The 22,972-nt window shown below is 51.8% G+C and carries 18 protein-coding genes and 1 pseudogene; 10 read left to right on the top strand and 9 right to left on the bottom strand.

The annotated features are described in order from the left end of the window. Positions 1–653: 653 nt before the first annotated feature. The 6 genes and pseudogenes from C8P63_RS07800 to C8P63_RS07775 form a co-directional block, all read right to left on the bottom strand. Positions 654–1,621 (bottom strand): annotated as a pseudogene (locus C8P63_RS07800) (cation diffusion facilitator family transporter). A gap of 841 nt (positions 1,622–2,462) precedes the next feature. Further along, positions 2,463–3,878 carry a dihydrolipoyl dehydrogenase gene (gene lpdA, locus C8P63_RS07795; RefSeq protein WP_108022902.1) on the bottom strand — a complete coding sequence of 472 codons (1,416 nt, stop codon included), beginning with the start codon at positions 3,876–3,878 and terminating at the stop codon, positions 2,463–2,465. Position 3,879: 1 nt separating this feature from the next. Further along, entirely contained in the window at positions 3,880–5,157 is a 1,278-nt protein-coding gene (locus tag C8P63_RS07790) for a dihydrolipoamide acetyltransferase family protein (protein ID WP_108022900.1), read from the bottom strand. A 26-nt stretch (positions 5,158–5,183) separates the two neighbouring features. Beyond that, positions 5,184–6,164 carry an alpha-ketoacid dehydrogenase subunit beta gene (locus tag C8P63_RS07785; RefSeq protein ID WP_108022899.1) on the bottom strand — a complete coding sequence of 327 codons (981 nt, stop codon included), beginning with the start codon at positions 6,162–6,164 and terminating at the stop codon, positions 5,184–5,186. A gap of 3 nt (positions 6,165–6,167) precedes the next feature. Next, positions 6,168–7,241 carry a pyruvate dehydrogenase (acetyl-transferring) E1 component subunit alpha gene (gene pdhA / locus C8P63_RS07780; RefSeq protein ID WP_425437270.1) on the bottom strand — a complete coding sequence of 358 codons (1,074 nt, stop codon included), beginning with the start codon at positions 7,239–7,241 and terminating at the stop codon, positions 6,168–6,170. Positions 7,242–7,718: 477 nt separating this feature from the next. Further along, positions 7,719–8,150, bottom strand: a complete 432-nt coding sequence (locus C8P63_RS07775) for a ferritin-like domain-containing protein (RefSeq protein WP_245920777.1) — start codon at positions 8,148–8,150, stop codon at positions 7,719–7,721. A gap of 151 nt (positions 8,151–8,301) precedes the next feature. Between C8P63_RS07775 and mnmL the strand changes: the two genes are divergently transcribed. The 3 genes from mnmL to C8P63_RS07760 all read left to right on the top strand — a co-directional run bounded on the left by mnmL (position 8,302) and on the right by C8P63_RS07760 (position 11,656). Further along, on the top strand, positions 8,302–9,309 hold the full coding sequence (gene mnmL / locus C8P63_RS07770; RefSeq protein ID WP_245920776.1) for a tRNA modification radical SAM protein MnmL/YtqA: 1,008 nt from the start codon (positions 8,302–8,304) through the stop codon (positions 9,307–9,309). After that, positions 9,306–9,881, top strand: coding sequence for a tRNA 5-(aminomethyl)-2-thiouridylate-methyltransferase MnmM (mnmM, locus tag C8P63_RS07765; protein ID WP_108022893.1), 576 nt, complete (start codon positions 9,306–9,308; stop codon positions 9,879–9,881). The genes mnmL and mnmM overlap by 4 nt, the downstream gene beginning before the upstream one ends. 152 nt (positions 9,882–10,033) lie before the next feature. Then, a complete protein-coding gene (locus C8P63_RS07760; protein WP_245920774.1) occupies positions 10,034–11,656 on the top strand; it encodes a protein kinase domain-containing protein in 1,623 nt (540 codons plus the stop codon). Positions 11,657–11,757: 101 nt separating this feature from the next. On the opposite strand, the gene C8P63_RS07755 is transcribed toward C8P63_RS07760, so the two are convergent. Further along, the gene (locus C8P63_RS07755; protein WP_108022889.1) at positions 11,758–12,123 is read right to left on the bottom strand and encodes a S1 RNA-binding domain-containing protein; all 366 of its coding nucleotides are present in this window, start codon (positions 12,121–12,123) and stop codon (positions 11,758–11,760) included. Between the two features lie 216 nt (positions 12,124–12,339). Between C8P63_RS07755 and pckA the strand changes: the two genes are divergently transcribed. The 3 genes from pckA to C8P63_RS07740 all read left to right on the top strand — a co-directional run bounded on the left by pckA (position 12,340) and on the right by C8P63_RS07740 (position 15,777). Further along, positions 12,340–13,920: a phosphoenolpyruvate carboxykinase (ATP) gene (gene pckA, locus C8P63_RS07750; RefSeq protein WP_108022887.1), complete on the top strand. Its 1,581-nt coding sequence runs from the start codon at positions 12,340–12,342 to the stop codon at positions 13,918–13,920. Positions 13,921–14,154: 234 nt separating this feature from the next. Beyond that, positions 14,155–14,775 carry a uridine kinase gene (udk, locus tag C8P63_RS07745; protein ID WP_108022885.1) on the top strand — a complete coding sequence of 207 codons (621 nt, stop codon included), beginning with the start codon at positions 14,155–14,157 and terminating at the stop codon, positions 14,773–14,775. A gap of 249 nt (positions 14,776–15,024) precedes the next feature. Next, complete coding sequence (locus C8P63_RS07740; protein WP_170109561.1) at positions 15,025–15,777, top strand: YheC/YheD family protein; 753 nt, start codon at positions 15,025–15,027, stop codon at positions 15,775–15,777. Positions 15,778–15,900: 123 nt separating this feature from the next. Here the strand turns inward: C8P63_RS07740 and C8P63_RS07735 are convergent, their stop codons facing one another. Next, positions 15,901–17,133, bottom strand: a complete 1,233-nt coding sequence (locus C8P63_RS07735; protein WP_170109560.1) for a YheC/YheD family endospore coat-associated protein — start codon at positions 17,131–17,133, stop codon at positions 15,901–15,903. A 510-nt stretch (positions 17,134–17,643) separates the two neighbouring features. On the opposite strand from C8P63_RS07735, the gene aepX reads away from it, so the two are divergent. From aepX to C8P63_RS07715, 4 genes are read left to right on the top strand one after another with little or no spacing between them, the layout of a single operon-like run. Then, positions 17,644–18,531: a phosphoenolpyruvate mutase gene (aepX, locus tag C8P63_RS07730; RefSeq protein ID WP_108022878.1), complete on the top strand. Its 888-nt coding sequence runs from the start codon at positions 17,644–17,646 to the stop codon at positions 18,529–18,531. A 6-nt stretch (positions 18,532–18,537) separates the two neighbouring features. Next, a complete protein-coding gene (gene aepY, locus C8P63_RS07725; RefSeq protein ID WP_211308261.1) occupies positions 18,538–19,686 on the top strand; it encodes a phosphonopyruvate decarboxylase in 1,149 nt (382 codons plus the stop codon). A 15-nt stretch (positions 19,687–19,701) separates the two neighbouring features. Next, entirely contained in the window at positions 19,702–20,826 is a 1,125-nt protein-coding gene (locus C8P63_RS07720) for a 2-aminoethylphosphonate aminotransferase (protein WP_108022876.1), read from the top strand. After that, on the top strand, positions 20,827–21,570 hold the full coding sequence (locus C8P63_RS07715; protein ID WP_108022874.1) for a YheC/YheD family protein: 744 nt from the start codon (positions 20,827–20,829) through the stop codon (positions 21,568–21,570). It begins immediately after the preceding gene. A gap of 229 nt (positions 21,571–21,799) precedes the next feature. On the opposite strand, the gene C8P63_RS07710 is transcribed toward C8P63_RS07715, so the two are convergent. Continuing rightward, positions 21,800–22,585 (bottom strand): YheC/YheD family protein, encoded by a 786-nt coding sequence (locus tag C8P63_RS07710; RefSeq protein WP_108022872.1) that lies wholly within the window; start codon positions 22,583–22,585, stop codon positions 21,800–21,802. Between the last annotated feature and the right edge of the window lie 387 nt (positions 22,586–22,972).

Genomic DNA, 22,972 nt, shown 5'->3' with positions numbered 1-22,972 from the left:
AACGTCGTTCAGGGGCAAAAGCTTCTCTGTGTTGCATCCGCAGGCGTTTGCCCCTGCCCGCAGCAGGATGATTCGGAGCGGACAGTGCAACCATCTTCGCAGGACAGCATAGCGAGACCGGGGAGTGAAACGACCCCAGGCGAGACTTGCGCTCTGTGAGTGCAGCCGGAGCGGTTTTGGGTAATTGCTGCCGCTCACTTTTTCACAACGCTTATAGGGCGTTCAAAAAAATGAGAAACAAAAAAAGCCGATAAACCAAGGCTGTTCAATCCATCGTTCTGCCCAAGAAAGCAATCCTGATCTCCCCATCTCAGTTCAAATGGCAAGACAAATACAGCCGAAACGGCTGCATTTGCCTTGCCCCTTACCTCCATTCTGTGTCATAAACACGCCCTTTGCAGCCTACTGCTCCCTACTCCGACCCTTTAGTCAAACTCAAGCTCGATGCCGTCTTCACTGATTTCAATTTCCAAATCACCGATTTCGATTTCCAGTTCTCCGTCTTCAATCTCAACTTCCACTTTGTCATTGGGGTCCGACATACGTTAACCTCCTTAAGTTCTTGTACTGTCATTGTACTTGAAAAAGAGATGAATTTCGATTTGAAATAGGTTTTCTTCTTCTGATAAGACCTTCCGTTTTCCATCCCAAGCTCATGAATTTTGTTCCGACGGAACCCAGTTTTGTTTATCATCAGATTCCAAAATCCCCATCGTGACATCATCCACATCCGGGTCTTTCAGCACTTTTTCAATCACACGCAACTTAATGTCATCCGCTACAGCAAGGGAAAATCCTTTCCGCAGTTCAATGTAACTTCCACGTGATACTTCCGGCCTTCCTGAAGGATCCGCATTTTTTTAATATCCACCACATCCGGATCATCGAGAATGATTTTGGCGATGCGTTCCTGAATCACTTTAGGGGCCGCTACTCCAATCAGACCGATCGTATTTTCATATCCGATTTTTATCGCAATGCCAATCAACAGAGAACCAATCAGAAGCGTTCCGATTCCATCCAGTATGTAAACACCTGTTAAGTCCGCCAAAAAGATAAACATCAATGCCAACATGGCGCTGAAGGTGGCTAAGATATCTTCATAAAAAACCAATCGGGTGGGAGGGGAAGCCAACCCCACATTTTGAAACGAAGCCCGAATCGTTTGCCACCCCGTGGCATTCGCTCCGGTTTCTTTGACAATTTCTTTCATGGCTTTGAATAATACATAACCATCAATCACAACCGCCAGTACCAAAATAACTACATTTAACAGAAGGTTTTGAGAAGGCTCAGGATGTTGAATCAAATGCCAACCTTCTTTGATGGTCTCATAAGCCATAATGGAGATGATAATGACTGCGATTAACACAAACAGATTGACCACCCGCCCAAAACCGGCCGGAAATCGTTTGGTCGGCCTCTTTTCGGCGAGAATGCTCCCCGCAAAAACAAAGGCTTGATTCAGGGTGTCCGCGATGGAGTGAATTGTGGTTGCCAACATGGCGCCACTACCACTCAACCAAGCGGCTGTTCCTTTGGATACCGCGATAATGGCATTTCCTAAGGCAGCAGCAGCCGCCGATTGATTCCCTTTTTTTAATAACTCCACCAGAGACATGCTTGGATTTTCCTTTGTTCCGTAGTGTTAACATCATTTCCTAAATTGTTATCGTATATAAATCAAGTGATATTCACCAGTCACCCCGACAGTCCGTCAAAATAATGGATAACACCACTCCTGAAATGCAAGCAGCCCCCTTTCAATTGGGAAGGGGGCTGCTGTTAAGGGTGACTGACAAAGGCTAAGCTGGTGGGGCTACGGTTTTAGCTGTTTCAGTTCAAATGAGCAAAGGCACGAATACTTGCCGGTCGCCCTCGATCCTGCCTGATTTATTTCGGGAATCAGTACCCGTACCCATTAATGACACCGACCAAGCCGAAAATGGTGGCAATGACCAGCAGAAAGAGAAGCAGTCGGCGCAAACCAAGAGACCCGTATCCACTCATGAACCTCTCCCCCTTTCGAACCAAAGCTCATCTCATATTATGTTTCTCTGTTATCATTGACACAGGCAGACAAACCTATCTACAAAAATGTGTGATTATACCATGAACAGTGGTAGTTACAAGATCCGCCACGGGGGATCACCGGTGCAGTCCGAAACCCAAGCCATGAAAGGAACAGCTGAAAACAAACGGGAGGTCACCGATTGGCAACTGAAGCAATATCCTTTGCCTGTCAGTAGGAGCCGGAGTTTACCAAACCAGCGATAAACCGATCTCTAAATCGTCCATATTCCCGATAAAAAGCATTAACGACAGCCTGTATTTCTAATCACGATGTGAGGTGATTCAACCATTCAAAAAATCGCTCCCTTCCCTTTGCTGGCCACCCGCTTTCATTCCTTCCCGTAAAAACGAACCCCAGGGAGGGGTTCCCCGGGGTTCGACCGATTCGGTTATTTGTTGACCATGTGGATGGCGTTGCCCATGATGCCTTCCGCCGCTTCCATGAAGGTTTCGGGGAGGGTGGGATGGGCGTGGATGGTGAGGGCGATGTCTTCGGCATTGGCCCCCATTTCGATGGCCAGGACGACTTCGGAAATCAGGCTGGCCGCTTCCGGGCCGACGATTTGGGCGCCCAGAATTTGCTTGGACCCCTTGTCGGCCACGACCTGGAAGAAACCTTCGGCTGCATCCAGGGAAAGGGCACGACCGTTGGCGGCGAAGGAGAAGCGGCTCACTTCGACGTCGTAGCCTTCTTCCTTGGCCTCTTTTTCCGTCAGACCGGTGTAAGCCAGTTCCGGATCGGAAAAGATGACGTAGGGCATGGCCCGGTAGTCCACCTCGCTGGGTTCCCCGGCGATGGCTTCCGCAGCCACTTTTCCTTCGTAGCTCGCTTTGTGGGCCAGCATCGGCTGTCCGGCGATGTCACCGATGGCGAAGATCCTTTCGTTCTTGGTCCGCATCTGTTTGTCCACGGGGATGAACCCCTTGTCATCCGTCTCGAGACCCGCCTGATCCAGACCCAGCTCATCGGTGTTGGGCGTACGTCCGATGGACACCAGCACTTTGTCCGCGGAGAAGGTTTTCTCTTTTCCTTTCACTTCCGCGGTAACAGTCACCCCGTCTCCGGAGGTGTCGGCACTTTGCACCATGGCATGGGTCACCACATTCACACCCAGCTTCTTCAGGTTGCGCTTCACCATGCGCACCATGGAGGCATCCACCCCCGGCAGGATGGAATCCATCCCTTCCAATATGGTGACTTCGGTGCCGAGCTTGCTGTAGGCGGTGCCCAGCTCCAGCCCGATGTAACCGCCGCCGACCACGACCAGTTTGTCCGGGATTTCCTGAAGGGACAGGGCTTCAGTGGAAGAGATGATCTTCTCTCCGTCAAATTTCAGGGACGGAATCTCCGTCGGACGGGAACCGGTGGCCAGGATGCAGTGGTTGAATTGGTAGGTGGTGCTGTCCTTCTCGGTGGCCACTTTGACCGTGTTCTCCCCGGAGAAGTACACCTCACCCTGAATCACTTCGACCTTGTTCCCTTTCAGGAGGGAGGCCACTCCGCCGGTCAGCTTGCCGACGACATCGTCTTTCCACTTCATCATTTCGGTGAAGTTGATGTTGACGCCGTCCACTTCAATTCCCATGTGGGAGGCGTTTTTCACCTTGTGCACTTCGTCCGCGGCGTGGATGAGAGCCTTGGAGGGAATGCACCCCCGGTTGAGACACACTCCTCCGAGCTCGGCCTTGTCCACAAGCGTGACTTTTTTCCCCATCTGGGCGGCGCGAATGGCGGCCACATAACCGCCGGGCCCACCGCCCACGACCAAGACGTCGACTTCCGTTGCGAAATCTCCTACTACCATGTTAATTCATCTCCATCATCAAGAGTTTGGGGTTTTCCAGCAACTCTTTGACGCGGTTCAAGAAGCGGGCCGCCACATCTCCGTCAATCAGGCGGTGATCGATGGAGAGAGAGACGTTCATCATCGGGCGGATCACCACTTCACCGTCCACGGCCACCGGACGTTCGGCCATTTTGCCCATGCCGAATATGGCCACTTCCGGATAGTTGATGATCGGCGTGAAGAATTGTCCGCCGAAAGAACCGATGTTGGTAATGCTGAAGGTGCTTCCTTTCAATTCGTCCACGCCGGCCTTGCGTTCCCGGGTTCGGGTGACCAGATCGCGGATTTCATCGGCCAATTGGAAGATGGACTTGCGGTCCACATCTTTGATGACCGGCACCACCAGTCCGTCTTCGGTGGCAGTGGCGATCCCCATGTGGTAATACTTCTTGATGACGATTTCTTCCTTTTCGTCATCGATGGAAGCGTTCAGGGTCGGAAATTCACGCAATGCGGCGGTAAGGGCTTTGATGACAAAGGGCAGGTAAGTCAGTTTGATTCCCCGCTGTTCGGCCATCTGCTTGGCCCATTTGCGCACTTCGACCAGTTCGGAAGCATCCACTTCGTCCATCACGGTCACATGGGGAGCGGTGTATTTGCTTTGAACCATCCGCTTGGCAATGGTGCGACGCATCCCCCGAAGCGGGATCCGCTCTTCGTCTCCCTGCGGCAGAGGAGCAGCCGGTTGTTCTTCCCGGGGCGCTTCGGCCTTGGCTTCCGCTGCGGGTTTCTCCTCGGCTGCAGCTCCGCCTTCCTTGAAGCGGTTCAGGTCTTCGAGAGTGACACGGCCGTTTTTACCGGTTCCTTCGACTTGGGTGATATCAATCCCCATCTCCCGGGCTTTTTTACGGACGGAGGGCATGGCCAGCACCTGTTTTCCGGATTTGGCACCCCCAACCCGGGCAACGGGCCGTTCTTCTTTTTTCGATTTGTCTTCTTTGGATTCCTGTTGCTTTTCTTCTTTTTTCTCTTCTTCCTGATCGACGGCGTCATCCCCTTCCCCGGTGTCGAAAACCGCCAGGACCGAACCGACTTCCACCACATCGCCTTCGTCGGCGTTCAGCTTCTTCACCGTCCCGGTCACGGGGGCGGGGATTTCCACCACAGCTTTGTCCGTCTGAACTTCCGCCAATACATCGTCTTCGTTGATCGAATCACCTTCCTGAACGTGGAACTTCACGATTTCTCCTTCGTGAATCCCTTCACCCACGTCAGGCAGTTTAAACTCGTAAGCCAATCCTGTTCCCTCCTTTCCGGATCAAATTAAAAGTCCAAGGTTTTGTAGATGCCGGCGCACACCCGTTCCACAGACGGAAGCCATTCGTCTTCAATGGCGGTTAACGGGTAAGGCGTGTCAAACCCGGTCACGCGCACCACCGGGGATTCCAGCGACAGAATCGCTTCTTCGTTGATGCGGGCCGCCAGTTCGGCGCCGACACCGCCGGTCTGGGCCGCTTCGTGAACGATGACGGCCCGGTTGGTCTTCTCGACGGATTGGACGATCGTCTCCAGATCGAAGGGAGAGATGGTCCGGAGGTCGATCACTTCCACGTTGACGTCGCGCTCTTTTTCCGCCTGGGCGGCTGCTTTTTCCGCCAGGGGGACCATGGCGCCGTAAGCGATCACCGTCACGTCGGTGCCTTCTTTCACCACGTTGGCTTTGCCCAGCGGCACGGTGTAGTCGCCTTCCGGCACATCGGCCTTGACGGAGCGGTACAGCTTCATCGGTTCGTAGAAGATGACCGGATCGTCGTCACGGATGGCGGAAATCAACAGTCCTTTGGCATCATAAGGGTTGCTGGGAACCACCACTTTGACCCCGGGACTGTGGAGGAAGAGCGCTTCCAGGCTGTCGGAATGCATCTCGGGGGTTTTGACTCCACCGCCGTAGGGGATCCGGATGGTGATCGGCACGTTGAAACGTCCGCCGGAACGCATGCGAAGACGGGCCGCCTGGGTGGAAATCTGGTCCATACATTCGTAAACGAAACCGGCGAACTGGATTTCCGGAACCGGACGGAACCCTTGGGAAGCCAGCCCGATCGCGGTTCCGATGATGGCCGATTCGGCCAGCGGAGTGTCGACAGACCGCTTTTCACCAAAGGTTTGGTAGAGGTCGGCGGTAGCGCGGAACACACCGCCGTTGACTCCGACGTCCTCACCCAACACCATCACGTTTTCGTCCCGCTCCATCTCCACGCGCAACGCATTGTTAATGGCATTGATCAAAGTCATGGTGGTCATGGATTATTTGCCCTCCTTCCAGGAGAGGTATTCTTCTTTTTGTTTTTTGAGAAGGGCCGGAGTTTCGGTGTAAACATCTTCGATCAATTCGGCGACGGTGCCTTTGGGCATCTTTTCGACCTTCTTGATCGCTTCATTCATTTCTTCCAGCACTTCTTCTTTCGTCTTCTCTTCTTCCTCGTCGGACCAGAGGTTTTTGGACTCCAGGTACTTGCGGAAACGCTTGAGGGGATCCTTCTTGGAAGCCCAGTTCTCTTCCTCTTCCTTGGTCCGGTAGCGGCCCGGGTCGTCACCGGCCATGGTGTGGGGGCCCAAGCGGTAAGTGACGCCTTCGATCAGGGTCGGGCCTTCCCCTCGGCGGGCCCGGTCGGCGGCTTCCTTGGTGGCCTGGTAGACGGCAAGAGCATCGTTTCCGTCCACCTGGATCCCGTGGATGCCATAAGCGACAGCTTTCTGGGCGATGGTTTCGGAACGCGTCTGTTTGGACAGGGGCACGCTGATGGCATATTGGTTGTTCTGGCAGAAGAAGATCGCGTTTGCGTCATAGACCCCGGCGAAGTTGAGGCCTTCGTGGAAGTCCCCTTCGGAAGTGGCGCCGTCCCCGAAGAAGGCAATGGCCACATGATCTTCCTCACGCAACCGGAACGCCCACCCGGCACCGGCGGCATGGGGGACGTGCCCCGCGATAATGATCTGGGGAGGAAACATGTTCACGTCATCCGGGATTTTCATGCCGTTCTTCATCCCGCGGGAGTACAGGAAACCCATCTCCATCGGGAGACCGTGAAACATCGCGGTCCCGAGATCCCGGTAACTGGGGAAGAGCCAGTCGGAACGCTTCAGAGCGGCCATGGATGCAATTTGACAGGCTTCCTGTCCCGCCATCGGAGCGTAGAAACCGAGGCGACCCTGGCGGTTCAGCTTGATGGCCCGGCCGTCGAACGTCCGAATCCGGAGCATCCAGCGGTATATGTCTTTCAGCTCATCGTCGCTGAGGTCCGGAGCCCTCTGACCTTCCACGATCTCGCCGTTTTCATTCAGGATTTGGAACATCTCCGCCTCCTGCTTCAATTCCATCACTTTCGGCACGATGATACACCTCGCTTGTTTGGGTTCGACCCGAAAATAAGGAACATCGTTTCAGGCAGTTCATCCCATAGATTGCGTTAGAACCACCCGATCAATTCCAATTCCTTGAAAAAGACTCGACGTCCACAGAATCTTCCAATCACACAAATACCCGACACCTCCGTGTCGGAAACTTCTCCCACAGACAGCGTATGGATATGCAACCGGATTCACTTTTCCCCATTACAATTGCATGATACACCTCACATCCGGCACCGTCAACACTGACAGAAAATCGATCCTTCCATTGATATAACTGTATTTTGCGTATTATAACAGATATGCACAGTTGACAAGTACAGATATTGAAACAGCGGTGGAACAGCCATGACCCTCTTCCGATGAACCGGCACTGAAGGGAGCAAGGAGTCATCCGGAACCACAAAAAACCGCAACCCTTCGGTCGCGGTTTTTTTACGTTTCCCCTTACAGACGGGGATCATTCAGCAGACGTTGCAATTCTTCTTTATGGTTGGACTCGTCGGCCATCATATCTTCGAGTTCGATCTTCAGGCCGTATTGGCCCGCTTTTTCCGCCTGTTGAATCCGTTCCAGGTATCGTTGGATGGTGGCTTCTTCATCCGCGATGGAGTTTTCAAGCATTTCCCGGACTTCTTTTGCCTGCTTCACCTCGGCCGGCTGCACCACCGGCGTCCCTCCAAGCGCGGCAATTTTTTCCGAAAGGTAGCTGGCGTGTTTGATCTCATCCTGCGCTTCTCTTTCAAAAAACTCCTTCAGAATCGGCCGGGCCAGCCCGGACACCATGGCGGCGTTGTAAGTGTAAGTGATCACCGCCGCGTATTCGCAGGCCAAATCTTCATTTAATCCGTCGATCAGGGGTTGAATATCTTGATTCACGGGGATTCTCCTTTCCGTTTTCGGTTCTCGGAGTCCACGTTGCCCGGTTCTGATAAAGGATTTCCCAATTCCGCCGAGAATCAAACTTTGGATTTGAACCCTATCCAGGTATAATGGAGATTGATTCTGCTCTTTAAAGGACGGATGTCTCATGCCCGACCTGAACACCCAACCGATGGAACCGGTCCCTCTTTTTTGGGGAGACAAACGATATCATACGTGGAACCACCACCTGCGCAGTCACTTCGGGGAGAAAGTGTTCAAAATCCCCTTGGACGGCGGTTTCACCTGCCCCAACCGGGACGGAACGGTGGCCGCCGGGGGCTGCACCTTCTGCAGCCCCCGCGGTTCCGGTGATTTTGCCGGCGATCGGCGCCAAGACCTCGTCCGGCAATTCAACACGGTTCGGAACCGGATGCATCAAAAATGGCCCAAAGCCAAATACATCGGCTATTTCCAAGCTTTCAGCAACACCTACGCTCCCGTTGAGGTGTTGCGCCCCATGTACGAGACGGTTCTGGAGCAGCCCGGCGTAGTCGGCCTGTCCATTGCCACCCGGCCGGATTGCTTGCCCGACGACGTGGTGGAGCTCTTAGCCGAATTGAACGAGCGGACCTATCTATGGGTCGAACTGGGCCTTCAAACCGTCCATGACACCACCTCGGACCTGATCAACCGGGGGCACGACTACGCCTGCTTCCTGGACGGCGTGGCCAAACTTCGCCGTCACGGCATTCGCACCTGCGCCCACATCATCTTCGGTCTTCCCCAGGAAACCGAGGAGATGATGTTGGAAACCGCCAGAGCCTGTGCCGCCATGGATATCCAGGGACTCAAAATTCATTCTCTTCATCTGCTGAAAAAAACACCGATGGTCAAACAATACAAGGAGGGGCTTCTTCAGTTCCTGGACAAGAAGACCTATGTCCGGCTTGTGGCCGACACCCTGGAAACGCTCCCCCCTGACATGGTGATCCACCGGGTGACCGGGGACGGCCCCCCCGATTTGATGATCGGCCCCTTGTGGAGCACCAAGAAGTGGGAGACCCTCAACGCCATCGACGACGAACTGAAACAGCGCAGTTCCTGGCAAGGAAAAAAATGGTCCCCCTCCCGCCCCACTCCTCTCCCCCGCCGGGAACAGGGAGCCGGTCGATGAGTTTGCCGGCCACTCTCCCCTTTGCCCATCAACTGGTCAAAGGGGTGTTGCCACCTGGAGGATGGGCCGTGGACGCCACGGTGGGCAACGGACACGACACCCTGTTTCTCGCCCGGAGCGTGGGGGCCGGAGGAAAGGTCCACGGTTTCGATATCCAACGGGAAGCGTTGGAACGGGCCGAAGCCCGGCTTCGGGACAACGGGGTGGCCCACCGGGTCACTCTTCATCATCAGGGACACCACCGGATGAAAGAATATCTTCCCCCCGAGTGGAAGGGGAAGGTATCGGCCGTCATGTTCAACCTGGGGTATCTTCCCAAGGGAGATCCCACTGTCATCACCCGTCCCGCCACCACCCTCCCCGCCCTCTCCCAGGCGCTGGAATGGCTTTCTCCCGGCGGCATACTCACCGCCGTTCTCTACACCCGTCATCCCGGCGGGGCGGAAGAAGCCGACAGAGTCCTCCGTTACATCCATGAATTGGACCCCCGAGCTTACCGGGCCGTCCAATACCGCTTTCTGAACCGCCGCCACGCCCCTTCCCTGATCGCCGTATTCAAACCGGGCGGATAGGATCATCCTCCGCCTCCGGTTTTTTTGCTGCAAGATGAAACACTTTTTTGTCAAATATTATTTTTATAACATTACGGTCGTGATAGAATCATTAACGAGCCTGTGGCCGCCCTTTTGGCCGGTCATGGATCGCTTTAACCAGAGAAAGGTGGATGAAGGTGCTAGGAAAGCGGTTGGGCGGCCGGTATCAGATCATCGAGCGTGTGGGCGGCGGCGGGATGGCCGTCGTCTACAAAGCGAACGACACGGCCTTGGGCCGCCATGTCGCCGTGAAAGTGATGAACGAGTCCCTCAGCCACGACGAGGCATTTATCCGACGTTTCCACCGGGAAGCCCGGGCTGCCGGCAGCCTGTCCCACCCCAATGTGGTCAATGTGTATGACGCGGGCAGTGAAGGCCACACTTATTACATGGTGATGGAATATATCGAAGGTCCCACTCTGATGGAGCTGATCCGGGACCGGGGCCGGATCCCTCCCGGAGAGGCGGTTGCCATCGCCTCGCAAATTTGTGACGGGCTGGCCCACGCCCATGAAAACGGGATTGTCCACCGGGACATCAAACCTCACAATATCATGAGCACCCCCGGAGGCCATTTCAAGCTGACGGACTTCGGCATCTCCCGATCCACCCGGTCCTCGACCATCACCAAAACCGGGTATGTCATGGGATCCGTTCACTATTTCTCCCCCGAACAGGCAAGGGGAGAAGGGGCCGGTTATCCTTCCGACCTATATTCTCTGGGAGTGGTTCTTTTTGAGATGGTGACCGGACGGCTTCCCTTCGACGGGGAGGAGGCGGTTGCCATCGCCTTGAAGCACCTGCAGGAACCCGTCCCCGATCCCCGTACCTTCTCACCCGACGTTCCGGAAGAATTGTGCCGAATCCTCTCTCGCGCGATGGAAAAAATGCCTGAAAAGAGGTTCGGTTCCGCCAGGGAATTGGGAAACGCACTCCGAAACCTTCACGCTGCTCCCACCGGAAACAGGGAGACGAACCGTCGCCCCACCCGGAATTACGGTGAGGGGAAACTCTCGGATCCGGCAACCGAAGCGAAACGGCATTTTGGGACAACGGGGAGCCGGAGCAACCGGATGACGGCCTCCAGAAGGAACGTCCACAGACGGAACCGGCAAAAGAAATGGCTGATTCTTACATCAGCGGTGGCAGCGGCCCTGTTGATGCTGATGGGTGTAAGGGCTTTTGACGGAAGCGAAGATCCTTCAGCGGGAAATGTGAAGGATGCGCAGGCCCGGGAGAAACCCCCTTCGAACCGGACGGAAAAAGACGACCGGGCGGTTCCCGAAAACGAATCGGAGAACCACGAGGAGGATCGCAAGCCGGCGCCGGAAACGAATCCGGACCGGACAAACAGCCAATCCCCCCACTCTCCTTCGCGGGAAGAAGGGGAAGAGGATGGGGAAAAAGACCGGGATGAGGCTCCCTCCGATGATTACGACTGGGAACGCCATAAGGGCGAAACCGACAATCCCCACTTTCAAAATGTGGATTCCGAAAGCGTTGGTGACGGCCGATACGAAGTCACCCTGGAAACCGACTTTTCCGGATTCCATTATGATGTGCTGATCTACGACGCGGACGGGGAACGAAACGCCGCCACCGGCATCCCTGTCTCTTCCGGTGAAGAGGGGAAATTCAAAGAGCTCACCTTTCCGGTGGAGGTATCCGACCTTCCGGAGAAAGGATTGGTTAAGATCCGGCTTTACAAGGGTTCGGAGGAAGCGGTCAAAATCCTCGATGAACGGAGCGATTAAAAAAGCCCGCCGAGGCGATCCCGGCGGGCTTTTTGCCATAAAAAACACCTTCCGTGGGGTCTTCCGGAAGATGTGACGGGCAACGATGCAATATTTATGTCTCAACGGCCTTTCTTTTGTTTGGCCGCCAACGCGCTCAGGCGTTCCTCACTGCTCTTCATCCACTTCTTCATCATATCCTCAAAGTCCGGGGCTCCCCGGCGACCACGACGTCCACCCCGCGGACGGTCGTCGGTCAGTGCTTTGATCGACAAAGAAATTTTACCGGAAGAGTCAATGGAAAGCACCTTCGCCTTTACCGCATCCCCAACGGACAATTCGTCTTCCACCTTTTCAACGAATTTGTTGGAAATTTGTGAGATGTGAACCAGACCCGTTTCCCCGGATTCCAATTTAACGAAGGCACCGAAAGGTTTAATGGCGACGACTTCTCCGGTCACGACGGATCCTTCCGCTAGCTGACTCATTCAAACACTCCCGCAAACTTATTCATTCTGTATGAAGATAACACTTATTCGATTTCAAGTCAATGGGTCAACCACCCAGTGCCAAAGGCTTACTCTGTCCTTTATCCCATACCGATTCAAACCAAAACCGAAATGTGTTATACTTTTTCCGTCAGTCGTTGCGATTCAGTTTCCTTTTCATACTATATGGTACGGCAGAAAGAAAGGGATGGACAGATGAAAACACATATTGACGCCCAATGCTCCTTGGACCTTGTGCTGGAAGGGACGGTATATCGCAATCTGTCCACCGCCCGACTGGTGGAAAAGGCGTTGGAGCGGGGAGAGGGGCATCTTGCTTCCAACGGCGCCTTCTGCGCCACGACGGGAAAATTTACCGGTCGTTCCCCCAAGGATAAATATGTGGTGGAGGACCCGGAAATACGGGAACAGATTGACTGGGGAACCGTTAACCGTCCCATGGATCCCGAAAACTTTGACCGTCTGTTCCGGCGGGTCCGGGACCACCTCAGGAAACGGGATGTGTTTATTTTTGACGGCTTTGCCGGAGCCGATACGGAATATTGCCTGCCCATCCGGGTCATCAACGAACTGGCCTGGCACAACCTGTTCGCCAGACAGCTGTTCATCCGTTCCTCGGCGGAGGAACCCGTCGTCCATGAACCCCGTTTCACCGTGGTGAGCGCTCCCTCTTTCCAAGCGGATCCGAAACGTGACGGAACCCGTTCCGAAACCTTTATTGTCATCAGTCTGAAACACCGGGTGATCCTGATCGGCGGAACCCAGTACGCCGGCGAGATGAAGAAGTCTGTCTTCAGTGTGATGAATTACCTGCTCCCGGAAAAAGGGATTTTCCCCATGCATTGCTCCGCCAACATGGGTGCCGGGGGAGACACGGCTCTCTTCTTCGGGCTCTCCGGGACCGGCAAAACCACCCTTTCCGCCGATCCGGCGCGAAGTTTGATCGGTGACGACGAACACGGCTGGTCGGACAACGGGATCTTCAACATCGAAGGCGGCTGTTATGCCAAATGCATCGGCCTGTCCGCCGAAAAAGAACCGCAGATATGGAACGCCATCCGCTTCGGTGCCGTACTGGAGAACGTGGTATTGGATGATGAAAGGCGTCCGGACTACCATGACAGCTCCCTTACCGAAAACACCCGAGCCGCCTATCCGGTGGAGCACATCCCTTCGGCCAAAGTCCCCGGAATCGGGGAGCATCCCGAGGTGATCATCTTCTTGACCGCTGACGCGTTCGGTGTATTGCCACCGATCGCAAAACTGACGCCCGAACAGGCGATGTACCACTTCCTGTCGGGCTACACCAGCAAATTGGCCGGAACCGAACGGGGAATCACCCAACCCGAAGCGACCTTTTCCGCCTGCTTCGGCGCGCCTTTTCTGCCGCGTCCGGCAGGGGTTTACGCCGAGATGCTCGGAGAAAAGATCCACCGTCACAACGTCCGCGTCTACATGGTGAATACCGGCTGGTCCGGCGGTCCTTACGGGGAAGGGGAACGGATGGAATTGAGATATACCCGTTCCATGGTCCGGGCCGCTCTGGACGGAACCTTGGAAGAGGCGAGCTTCACGCCGGACCCCGTTTTCGGGATCCATGTTCCCGACCGTTGCCCGGAGGTGCCCACGGAAGTTCTCATCCCCCGAAACACCTGGAAAGACCCCGAAGCTTACGACGCGAAAGCAAGGGAGTTGGCCCGTCGCTTCCGGAAGAATTTCCGACGTTTCTCCGGTGTAAGCGATGTCATCCGAAACGCCGGCCCCCGAAACGACTGAATCCCGCGGAAAAAAAAGAAGTGCCCTTCCCGGTTTGCAGAGGGAAGGGTATTTCTGTCATTCGGCAGGTGAACGGATGAACCCGATCCGCAACTTTTTCGGGGTTCAAAAAGCACGAAAAGTCCCACTCTGTTCCGTTTGCTTGAAAAAAGCACCTGGAATTGCTATCATCACGAAGTGGTAAGCGGATCAATTTTTGGCTTTCAAGATCGAGGGACAAGGAAGGAACCCTAGATGAAACCGATCATCATTGGTGTAGCCGGAGGGAGCGGCTCCGGAAAGACCACCGTCGCCCGCAATATTTGCGAACGCTTTTCCGACTCCGTGGCTTTGATTGAGCAGGACGCCTACTACAAGGATCAGTCCCATCTGCCGATGGGGGAGCGCATTAAAACCAATTACGATCACCCTCTCGCTTTTGACACGGACCTGCTGCTGGACCACCTGGACAAACTGTTAAAACGGGAGCCCATTCAAAAACCCGTCTATGATTACAGTCAACATACCCGGGCTCCCAAAAGCGTCACCGTGGAGCCGAAGGATGTCATCATCCTGGAAGGGATCCTCATTCTGGAGGACGAACGCCTCCGGGACCGGATGGACATCAAGGTTTTTGTGGACACCGACGCCGACGTGCGGATCCTGCGCCGACTGGAGCGCGACATGAAAAACCGGGGCCGGACGTTGGATTCGGTGATTCAGCAATACCTGACCGTCGTCCGCCCGATGCACCTGCAGTTCATCGAGCCCAGCAAGCGGTATGCCGATCTGATCATCCCCGAAGGAGGATACAACCAGGTGGCCGTCAATCTGTTGGTCAACCAGATTCAGACCATCCTTTTAAGAAATAACTAATTCAGAAGAACCCCCGGATTTGCGGGGGTTTCTTATTTTTGGATCAAGACCCATGATTACCGTAAGCCCAAATTCCTTCTATGAAACACCTAAAAATGAGTTCTGAGGAACAACCTTTATATTATTTTCATACTTTAAATCATATAAAGCAAGAAAGGAGAGAATTCAGCTTTTGCCCTTCATCCCTTTTTGGAGATATCCCCTCCTCTGTGCCATACTTTATATTTTATAAGAATGGAGGTTTTTTGTTTGGCGGTTCAACGATATGTTTCCGATAAGATGAAATATCATGATCTCCTCGTCGAAAACCCTGATCTGGAACCTCATGTTCCCGAAACCGTCTGGTTTTCAAAAAAAACATTGCAACAAATGATCGATCATCACGTAACACTTTATTTAAAACCCAATTCCAACCACCGGGGAAACGGGATTTACCGGGTCTCGGCAAAAGACGGCACGTGCATGATTCAATCAAGCAGCAATGATCAAATCGAACAAGTACCGCATTCCATGCTTTATAAAACATTGGTTCAAAGGATGGATCAACCCCGCAAATATATTGTCCAACAAGGACTGAACCTGGCTACTCTGAATGGAAACCCTTATGATATCCGTATTCTGATGCACAAACCGGAAGATGAATGGCAAATTTCAGGTTGGTTGGCCCGGGTGGGGAGAAAGGACCGGATCGTTACAAATCATATCCGGGGAGCCAAGCCTTTTCCGTTGGAGAAGGCATTGAACTCCCACCCTTCCATAAAGATGCCTGAGGCTCTGAAGGAGTTAACGGATCTGTGTCACAAAATATCCGAAATCTTCGGTACCCACTTTAATCTACGGATCATCGGGTTGGATATGGCGGTGGATCAGCAAGGTCATATCTGGTTTATCGAGATGAATTCCTCCCCGATGTTCCGAAAAATGTTCAGGGAATTAGGCAAGCGAAAAATGTATAGACGGGCACTTAAAACCCACCGCTATATCAAAAAAAAATACGGTTAAATCAAGCATCAAAAAGGACCGGTCTTCCCTTCACAGGATCATTGTTTCCATTAAAATCAGAATCATGGGCCAATAACTCCCAGATCGAATCCGGGAGTTATTCCCCTGACGGCAATAAACGGTCTACGGCAGTTCGGAACGGAAACCCGAAAGGTACTTGGCATATTCCATCGGATTTCGGAATGCGAGGTCGATGGTTTTCCTGTCAAAGGCTTTATAAAGCGAATCTTTGGCTGGTTTGGAATTGGATTCAATGAAGCGGATGTTCCCCGATACATCCAAACCAAAATCGATTCCCATTTCTCCAAACGGTCCGTATACATCTTCAATCCTGCGATAGACCCTGATCAGAAATTTATGGATCCTCTCTTTCAATTCATTCGAATATCCGGATGCTTTCATAAACTCATCCAAACGTACAATGTTGGACCCCGTCCGTGAACTGGTGATCGGAGATCCTTCTTTTCCCATTCGCACCGCTATGGAGTTGATCTCCAATTCCCCTTTTCCGTTCCTTTGTACCGTCGCGCGCATATCCACGTTTCCATTATTTGCTTTTACCAATTGGATGCCCTGCTGCATAATAATTCGATCAGGACCGAAGAAACTGTTTACTCTTCGGTTCACTCTCTGAACGGAGGATAGACGATTGCTCTCCAGTTTTCTTCTGTATACACTGTATCGATAACCACCGCCTTCTTTCTCTATGCGCATAATCCGGGTCCCCATGCCGCCTATCGTTGCTTTCAAGTAAATCACGGGATTTCTCAGCAGCATGTTCTTCAGCCTGGAAGGTTGGTATACCCGGGTTTCCGGAAGATATTTGCTCACATTTCTGTATTGACCCAATTGGCGGAATAACTCCCATTTATCAAAATAATGAACAGCATTCATCTTGGCAATGTTCATCTCATCCATTTTCTTTCTGGCCCAGACATGTCGCTTATATTTCCGGTAAGCCCTCCCACTGGATCGGTCATAAAGGACATCCGGTAAGGGGAATATTCTTTTTTTCCATTTTTGGGTTAATGGGTTGAAAACGGTCCCCTTCACAGTTTTATCCTTCAGCTTCAGGTCCCGAACACTGAAATGGTAAATGACTGTCCCCGCTTCAGAGCTCGCCTTCAACATCTCCGAGGTACGAAAGGTGGCGTTCTGTCGATTCAGCCTTCGGATGTAGTGCCGTCGGGTGAACACACCAATCAAGGGCCCCAATTGCAGGTATTTACCCCCTGCCTTTACGTGACATTCCGTCCCGTCGAACAAACCGCTTTTTGACAGAAGATCATCGGACAAAAGAATTCTTTCGTCCGATGAGTGCTGAATCAGATCAACGGCTGTTTCCCACTGACCCACTTTCAGCCTTATCTTTGAGGGTGAATTCAACCGTAGGAATATTTTGTAAGACACGGAAACGGTTTGTCTCCGGAGGCCCTTCAATAATCCAACTCTTATCGGGTACACCGAATATTTCCCCATAGACTGAGATCCCATCCTTCCTGTGACGTTGGTATACCCTATGCTTCTCTCTTATTCATTGCCTGGACATCCGTTGACAACGGGTTGTTTAAATACTGTACATGAAAATAATCCGCAGATGACATCATCTCTGCGGATCTGCTGCACTCCTTTAAGAAAGCGTGTTTTTACTGCAATCCTCAGTTTCCGAATATTGAAACAACGGACGGCCCGTGCCGGTTCTTTCCCACATCAGAGGGTTCTGATCCATTCAATCAACCCAAGGGCAATAAACGCTGTCTTGTTTTGTAAATTGGGTAGATCCAAGTAGATACCAGCCGGTTCATTTCATCTCTACTCTAAATATTTTATATGACTAAATACGATTCTGCTGAAAAGGAGAATTCAATGAAAAAAACAACCACATTAAAAGAGACCATTTACTCGAAGAACCTGGATTTTATCATGGAAGCTCATAACGGAATGTCCGCAAAAATCGTGGAGGAAGCCGGTTTTAAAGGAATCTGGGCAAGCGGATTCACCATCTCCGCAAGCCTGGGTGTCCGGGATAACAACGAAGCTTCCTGGACCCAAGTATTGGATGTTTTGGAGTTTATGAGTGACGCCACATCCATTCCGATCTTGCTGGATGGTGATACGGGATACGGGAATTTCAATAACGCAAGGCGGCTGGTCCAAAAACTGGAGCAGCGAAATATAGCGGGCGTTTGCATAGAAGATAAGCTGTTTCCAAAAACCAACTCCTTTATTAACAGTAAAGCCCAACCCCTTGCCGATGTAGAGGAGTTTTGCGGCAAAATCAAAGCGATGAAAGACACGCAACAGGATGAAGACTTCATTGTCGTCACGAGGGTGGAGGCTTTTATTGCGGGCTGGGGTTTGAAGGAAGCGCTGCGAAGGGCGGAAGCATATCGGCAAGCGGGTGCGGACGCTGTCCTGATCCACAGCAAACGGTCGGACATCAAGGAAATCGAGGCATTTATGAAAGAATGGAACGGAAGGCACCCGGTGGTCATTGTGCCCACCAAATATTATTCCACTCCCACGGCCCGGTTTAAGGAATTGGGGATCAACCTCATCATTTGGGCCAACCACAATATGAGAGCGTCCATCGATGCGATGCAAAAAACAGCGAGACAACTCCATCGGGAGAAAAGCCTGATAAATGTGGAGAGCAACGTGGCAACCGTCGAGGAAATCTTCCGCCTGCAACGAGCGGAAGAGCTGATGGCCGCGGAAAAGAAATACTTTCCGGCCAAAAAGAAAGTGGAGTGACAGTCGATGCTGGATACAAAAGCATTCGGGAATGAACTGCAAAGATTGGGGTTCTCGTTTTACAGCGGGGTTCCGTGCTCCTTTCTCAAAAATCTGATCAACTACGCCATCAACGAATGCGAATATGTCGCAGCGGCAAACGAAGGCGACGCCGTCGCAATCGCATCCGGGGCCTGGCTGGCGGGGAAAAAATCCGTGGTCCTGATGCAAAATTCAGGGCTGACCAACGCGGTTTCCCCGTTGGTCTCTCTGAGCTATCCGTTTCGGATTCCGGTTCTCGGTTTTGTCACCCTCCGCGGGGAACCAGGTACTCCTGATGAACCGCAGCATGAACTGATGGGGCAAATCACCACGCAAATGCTGGATTTAATGCAAGTGAAATGGCAGTTTTTGTCTTGCGATCTGAAAAAAGCCCGACAACAACTGTCCCAGGCCAATCAATGGATTGCCGGCAACCGTCCTTTCTTTTTTGTCGTGAAGAAAGGGACGTTTGCCGATGAACCCCTGAAAAAACAAACGCCTCCCCTTCAACGAAACCGTATCAAAAAGAAAAAAAACGCAGGGTTCAAGGATCAAATACCCTGCCGGCATGAAGCACTCCCCGTCATCAGCGCATGGAAAAAGAGCAACACCGTCCTGATTGCCACAACCGGAAAAACAGGCCGGGAATTATATGAAATCGAGGATGCCCCAAACCATCTGTACATGGTCGGTTCCATGGGATGTTCCAGTTCTCTCGGACTCGGCATGGCACTGACCAGGAAGGATCTGAAAATCACTGTGATCGACGGGGATGGCTCTCTGCTCATGCGCATGGGGAGTTTGGCCACCAACGGTTATTACAGCCCACGAAACATGCTCCACATCCTGCTCGATAATCATGCCCACGATTCGACGGGAGGGCAAAGCACGGTCTCTCATCATACCGATTTCGTGGAAATCGCCGCTTCCTGTGGTTACACAAAATCGATTTACATCCACAGCCTGAAAGAGTTGCAAGCCGCCTTGCGCGAATGGAGGCAAAGCGGCGGATTGACTTTTCTATATATGAAAATTTCCAAAGGATCCCGGAAACAACTGGGCCGCCCCAAAATCAAACCCTATGAAGTGAAAGAGCGGCTAAAGACATTTATTAACAATCACTCCCTTGATTAACGGAGGGAAAATCATATGCGGACGGTCAAGAGAAACATTCTGCTCACTCCCGGTCCCGCTACCACGACAGACACCGTTAAATACTCGCAAGTGGTACCCGATATCTGCCCGCGGGAACCGGAGTTTGGTCGCCTGATGGAAAACGTGTCCACGGAACTGACCCGTTTGGTGGCCGATCCGCAAGAATATGCCACCGTATTGTTCGGCGGATCGGGTACGGCGGCGGTCGAATCCATGTTGAGTTCCGTGGTGGATGAGGATTACTTGCTCATTATCAACAATGGTGCGTACGGTAAACGGATGTGCGAAATTGCGGAAGCCTATGGATTAAATTTCATCGAATTCAACAGCCCTCCCGATGACTCCATCGACTTGCACGCCTTGGAAAAACGGATCCAAACCTCCTCTCATAAGATCTCCCATCTCGCCGTCGTCCATCATGAGACGACCACCGGTCTGTTAAACGATATCGGGTCGATCGGACGATTATGCAGGAAATACCGGATGGATCTGATTGTGGATGCCATGAGTTCATTCGCGGCGATCCCGATCCAAATGAAGGCGATGAATATCAGTTTTCTGGCTGCAAGTTCCAACAAAAACCTTCAAGGGATGGCGGGGATTTCCTTCGTGATCGCTGACCTTGGCAAATTGAATGACTTGAAGAACAAGAAAGGGCGAAATTACTACCTGAATCTGCATGCTCAATATCAGTTTTTCTTGGAAACCCGTCAAATGCGTTTCACCCCGCCCGTTCAAACTCTGTACGCCCTCCAACAAGCGATTGTGGAGGTGAAACAAGAGGGAGTCCAAGGGAGATACCAACGGTACGCTGAATCGTGGGAAACGTTGACAAACGGGATTGTCCGGCTTGGATTGGACTGTCTCGTCCCGGAGCAACATCATTCCAAACTCATCACAGCCATCCTTGAACCGGATTGCGCCGGATACAGTTTCACGGAAATGCACGATTATTTTTACGACCGGAACTTCACGATTTATCCCGGTAAACTCGAGAAGTCGAAAACATTCAGAATCGCCAATATCGGCGATATCACCCCCAAAGATATCGATCGATTTCTAAACCTTTTGGAAAGTTACCTAAAAGTCATCGGTTATGTTCCGAAAGGGGGACAGTGAGTGAAACGGAGCCTTCGACTAAGCAAATGGTTGAGATACACATTTATGGCGGAGGATGACCGGTTGGCACCCCATCTGCCGAAAACAAAGCTTCTTACCTCAAAAGCGTTGCGAAAAATGATGAAAAAGTACGGACAGGTGATTCTGAAACCTGAGATCGGGAGCCGAGGATCTGGTGTGATCCTGGTATCAAGGTTAGAAAACAAACGCTATGAAATCCACATCGATAAAAAGAAGAAAACGAAGCGGGGGTTCAGCAGAATGTACCGGTATATCAAAAAGTTGATCGGGTCCGGGAAGTATATGGTCCAGCAACGGGTTCAACTTGCGGAAATACGCAACCGCCCGTTTGATATACGGGTGATGGTTCAACGAAAAAAGAGCTCCGATTCATGGAAAGTGACGGGAAAAGTGGCTAAAGTGGCCGGAAAAGGGTACATTGTCACCAACAATGAAAGGAGCAAAGGGACCCTGCTGACAGTTGAATCCGCGATCCAAAAATCTTCTCTGAAACATCTTTCCGAAAAAAGCATCCTGTCCGAAATTAAAAGGGTTGCTTTGCTCTCTGCCCAGAGATTGACCGACCGATACCCTGACCATCGCATGTTCGGAATGGATATGGGGGTGGATCCGAACGGACATATCTGGATCATCGAAGCGAATCGACTCCCCATGACATCCCACTTCCGCAAACTGAAAGACCAAACGATGTACCGTCGAATTATGAGATATAAAAAGGGTTGATGCCGGAGTGCTTGAATACCGGGTTAAATGGAACCTAAAAGGAAAGGATTCGCGAATAATCCACAAACCAATGCAAAAACCCCCTCCAAGATTGCACCAACCCAGCGAACCAAAGTTATTTTGGCCGCTGGGTTGGTTTAGTTATTGACAGCAACTTGCTCAGACTACCTGGAAAAATAAAAATCCCATATCGGGATTTAAAGTTATTTACGATTCATCGTAAAATTTTTTACCTGGCGATTTTTCTCACCTTTTTAATTTTTCGATATACCGTTTTATCGGGTAACTTTTTAAAATTTGCCCGAATCAGCGGTTCAATGTTTACCTCGTAAATCCATATTCTCCTCTTGGGGTCGATTCCCATGTCCACGGCGAACTCTTTGAGATTCGGATACATTTTGCTCACATGGTGGACTGCTTGGATGGCACATTCCTTCAATCGCCGGATCATATTCTCTTTCTTTCTGCCGGAATAATTCAAGTGTCGGGTGAGGAGAGTGTTCAGGGGAGTCGGGGTACCCCCGGAATGATAAGTGGTCACAATACTTCCCGGTTCCCCCAACCTTCCACAGATCCCCCCAACCTTCCATTGACCTTGAATTCTCACTAAATGGCAACGAAGATCAAAGTGCCGCCGATCCTTTGTCACACTTTCAATGGCTTGTTGAACGATGTATCTTTTTCCTTTTGTCAAACGATCTGTTTTTTTCCATATATCCTTCTTATCTGCATATTTCTGGAGGGATCCGTACCTTATTTTAAACCGGTTGCCTTTTAACCTTTCAACTCTTATCACTCCCTTGGATTTTCTTCCTCTGTCCGGTTTGAGGTAGACCTTCTCATATTTCTGTATCATTCGTTGCAACGAACTTTTGTTAAGCAGTTCCGTTTCAGGAATATAGTCGGCAACCCCAGGAGTGTGAATGAGTTGGTAAACGACGGCGAGTTTGCTTTTCACATGGTGCTTTTTAATCGACATTTGATCACCTTTCAGCGAATCAATTTTTTCCTTCATCTCTCTTCATCCGGTTTCCGGCATAATCATGAACCTTATTACCAGAAATGGAGAGTCGATTAGGTACCAATCCCACATAGATTTGATAGTTTATTTTATTCCCCAGGGCCTGCCACGGAAGGGCTGAAGTAATGGTCACCGGACCTGGAAACAGAAAATTGGATGATCATCCAATAGGTTCCCAACACCCGGCACCTCTCCACGCTGAGCGCAGATGCCCGCTTCACTTCTGTCCGTTTGTTTCCTGACTCTTCTCCTGCTCGCTCCTCCCTAGTACTGCTTTGAGATTTATAGCTAAGTCGCAAAAAGTTGTCGAAGAAAGTCGGAAGAACAGGTGAGGACCAAGATCACCATTCGCTGAACCCGCTGCAACCACCAGCGCCAAGC

This window comes from Melghirimyces profundicolus, from assembly GCF_003054245.1.
GTDB classification, from domain to species: domain Bacteria; phylum Bacillota; class Bacilli; order Thermoactinomycetales; family DSM-45169; genus Melghirimyces; species Melghirimyces profundicolus.
Note: the sequence above shows the minus strand (reverse complement) of the source record. Positions and strands in the feature narration are given on the sequence as shown.

What these genes read in the sequence shown, in the direction of transcription:
- C8P63_RS07710 (WP_108022872.1), bottom strand. Translation starts at nt 22,585, where the DNA reads ATGAAGGAAAAAATTGATTCGCTGAAAGGTGATCAAATGTCGATTAAA.
- C8P63_RS07760 (WP_245920774.1), top strand. Translation starts at nt 10,034, where the DNA reads ATGAAGGTGCTAGGAAAGCGGTTGGGCGGCCGGTATCAGATCATCGAG.
- C8P63_RS07755 (WP_108022889.1), bottom strand. Translation starts at nt 12,123, where the DNA reads ATGAGTCAGCTAGCGGAAGGATCCGTCGTGACCGGAGAAGTCGTCGCC.
- aepY (WP_211308261.1), top strand. Translation starts at nt 18,538, where the DNA reads ATGCTGGATACAAAAGCATTCGGGAATGAACTGCAAAGATTGGGGTTC.
- pckA (WP_108022887.1), top strand. Translation starts at nt 12,340, where the DNA reads ATGAAAACACATATTGACGCCCAATGCTCCTTGGACCTTGTGCTGGAA.
- pdhA (WP_425437270.1), bottom strand. Translation starts at nt 7,241, where the DNA reads ATGGAATTGAAGCAGGAGGCGGAGATGTTCCAAATCCTGAATGAAAAC.
- aepX (WP_108022878.1), top strand. Translation starts at nt 17,644, where the DNA reads ATGAAAAAAACAACCACATTAAAAGAGACCATTTACTCGAAGAACCTG.
- C8P63_RS07720 (WP_108022876.1), top strand. Translation starts at nt 19,702, where the DNA reads ATGCGGACGGTCAAGAGAAACATTCTGCTCACTCCCGGTCCCGCTACC.
- lpdA (WP_108022902.1), bottom strand. Translation starts at nt 3,878, where the DNA reads ATGGTAGTAGGAGATTTCGCAACGGAAGTCGACGTCTTGGTCGTGGGC.
- C8P63_RS07785 (WP_108022899.1), bottom strand. Translation starts at nt 6,164, where the DNA reads ATGACCACCATGACTTTGATCAATGCCATTAACAATGCGTTGCGCGTG.
- udk (WP_108022885.1), top strand. Translation starts at nt 14,155, where the DNA reads ATGAAACCGATCATCATTGGTGTAGCCGGAGGGAGCGGCTCCGGAAAG.
- mnmM (WP_108022893.1), top strand. Translation starts at nt 9,306, where the DNA reads ATGAGTTTGCCGGCCACTCTCCCCTTTGCCCATCAACTGGTCAAAGGG.
- mnmL (WP_245920776.1), top strand. Translation starts at nt 8,302, where the DNA reads ATGCCCGACCTGAACACCCAACCGATGGAACCGGTCCCTCTTTTTTGG.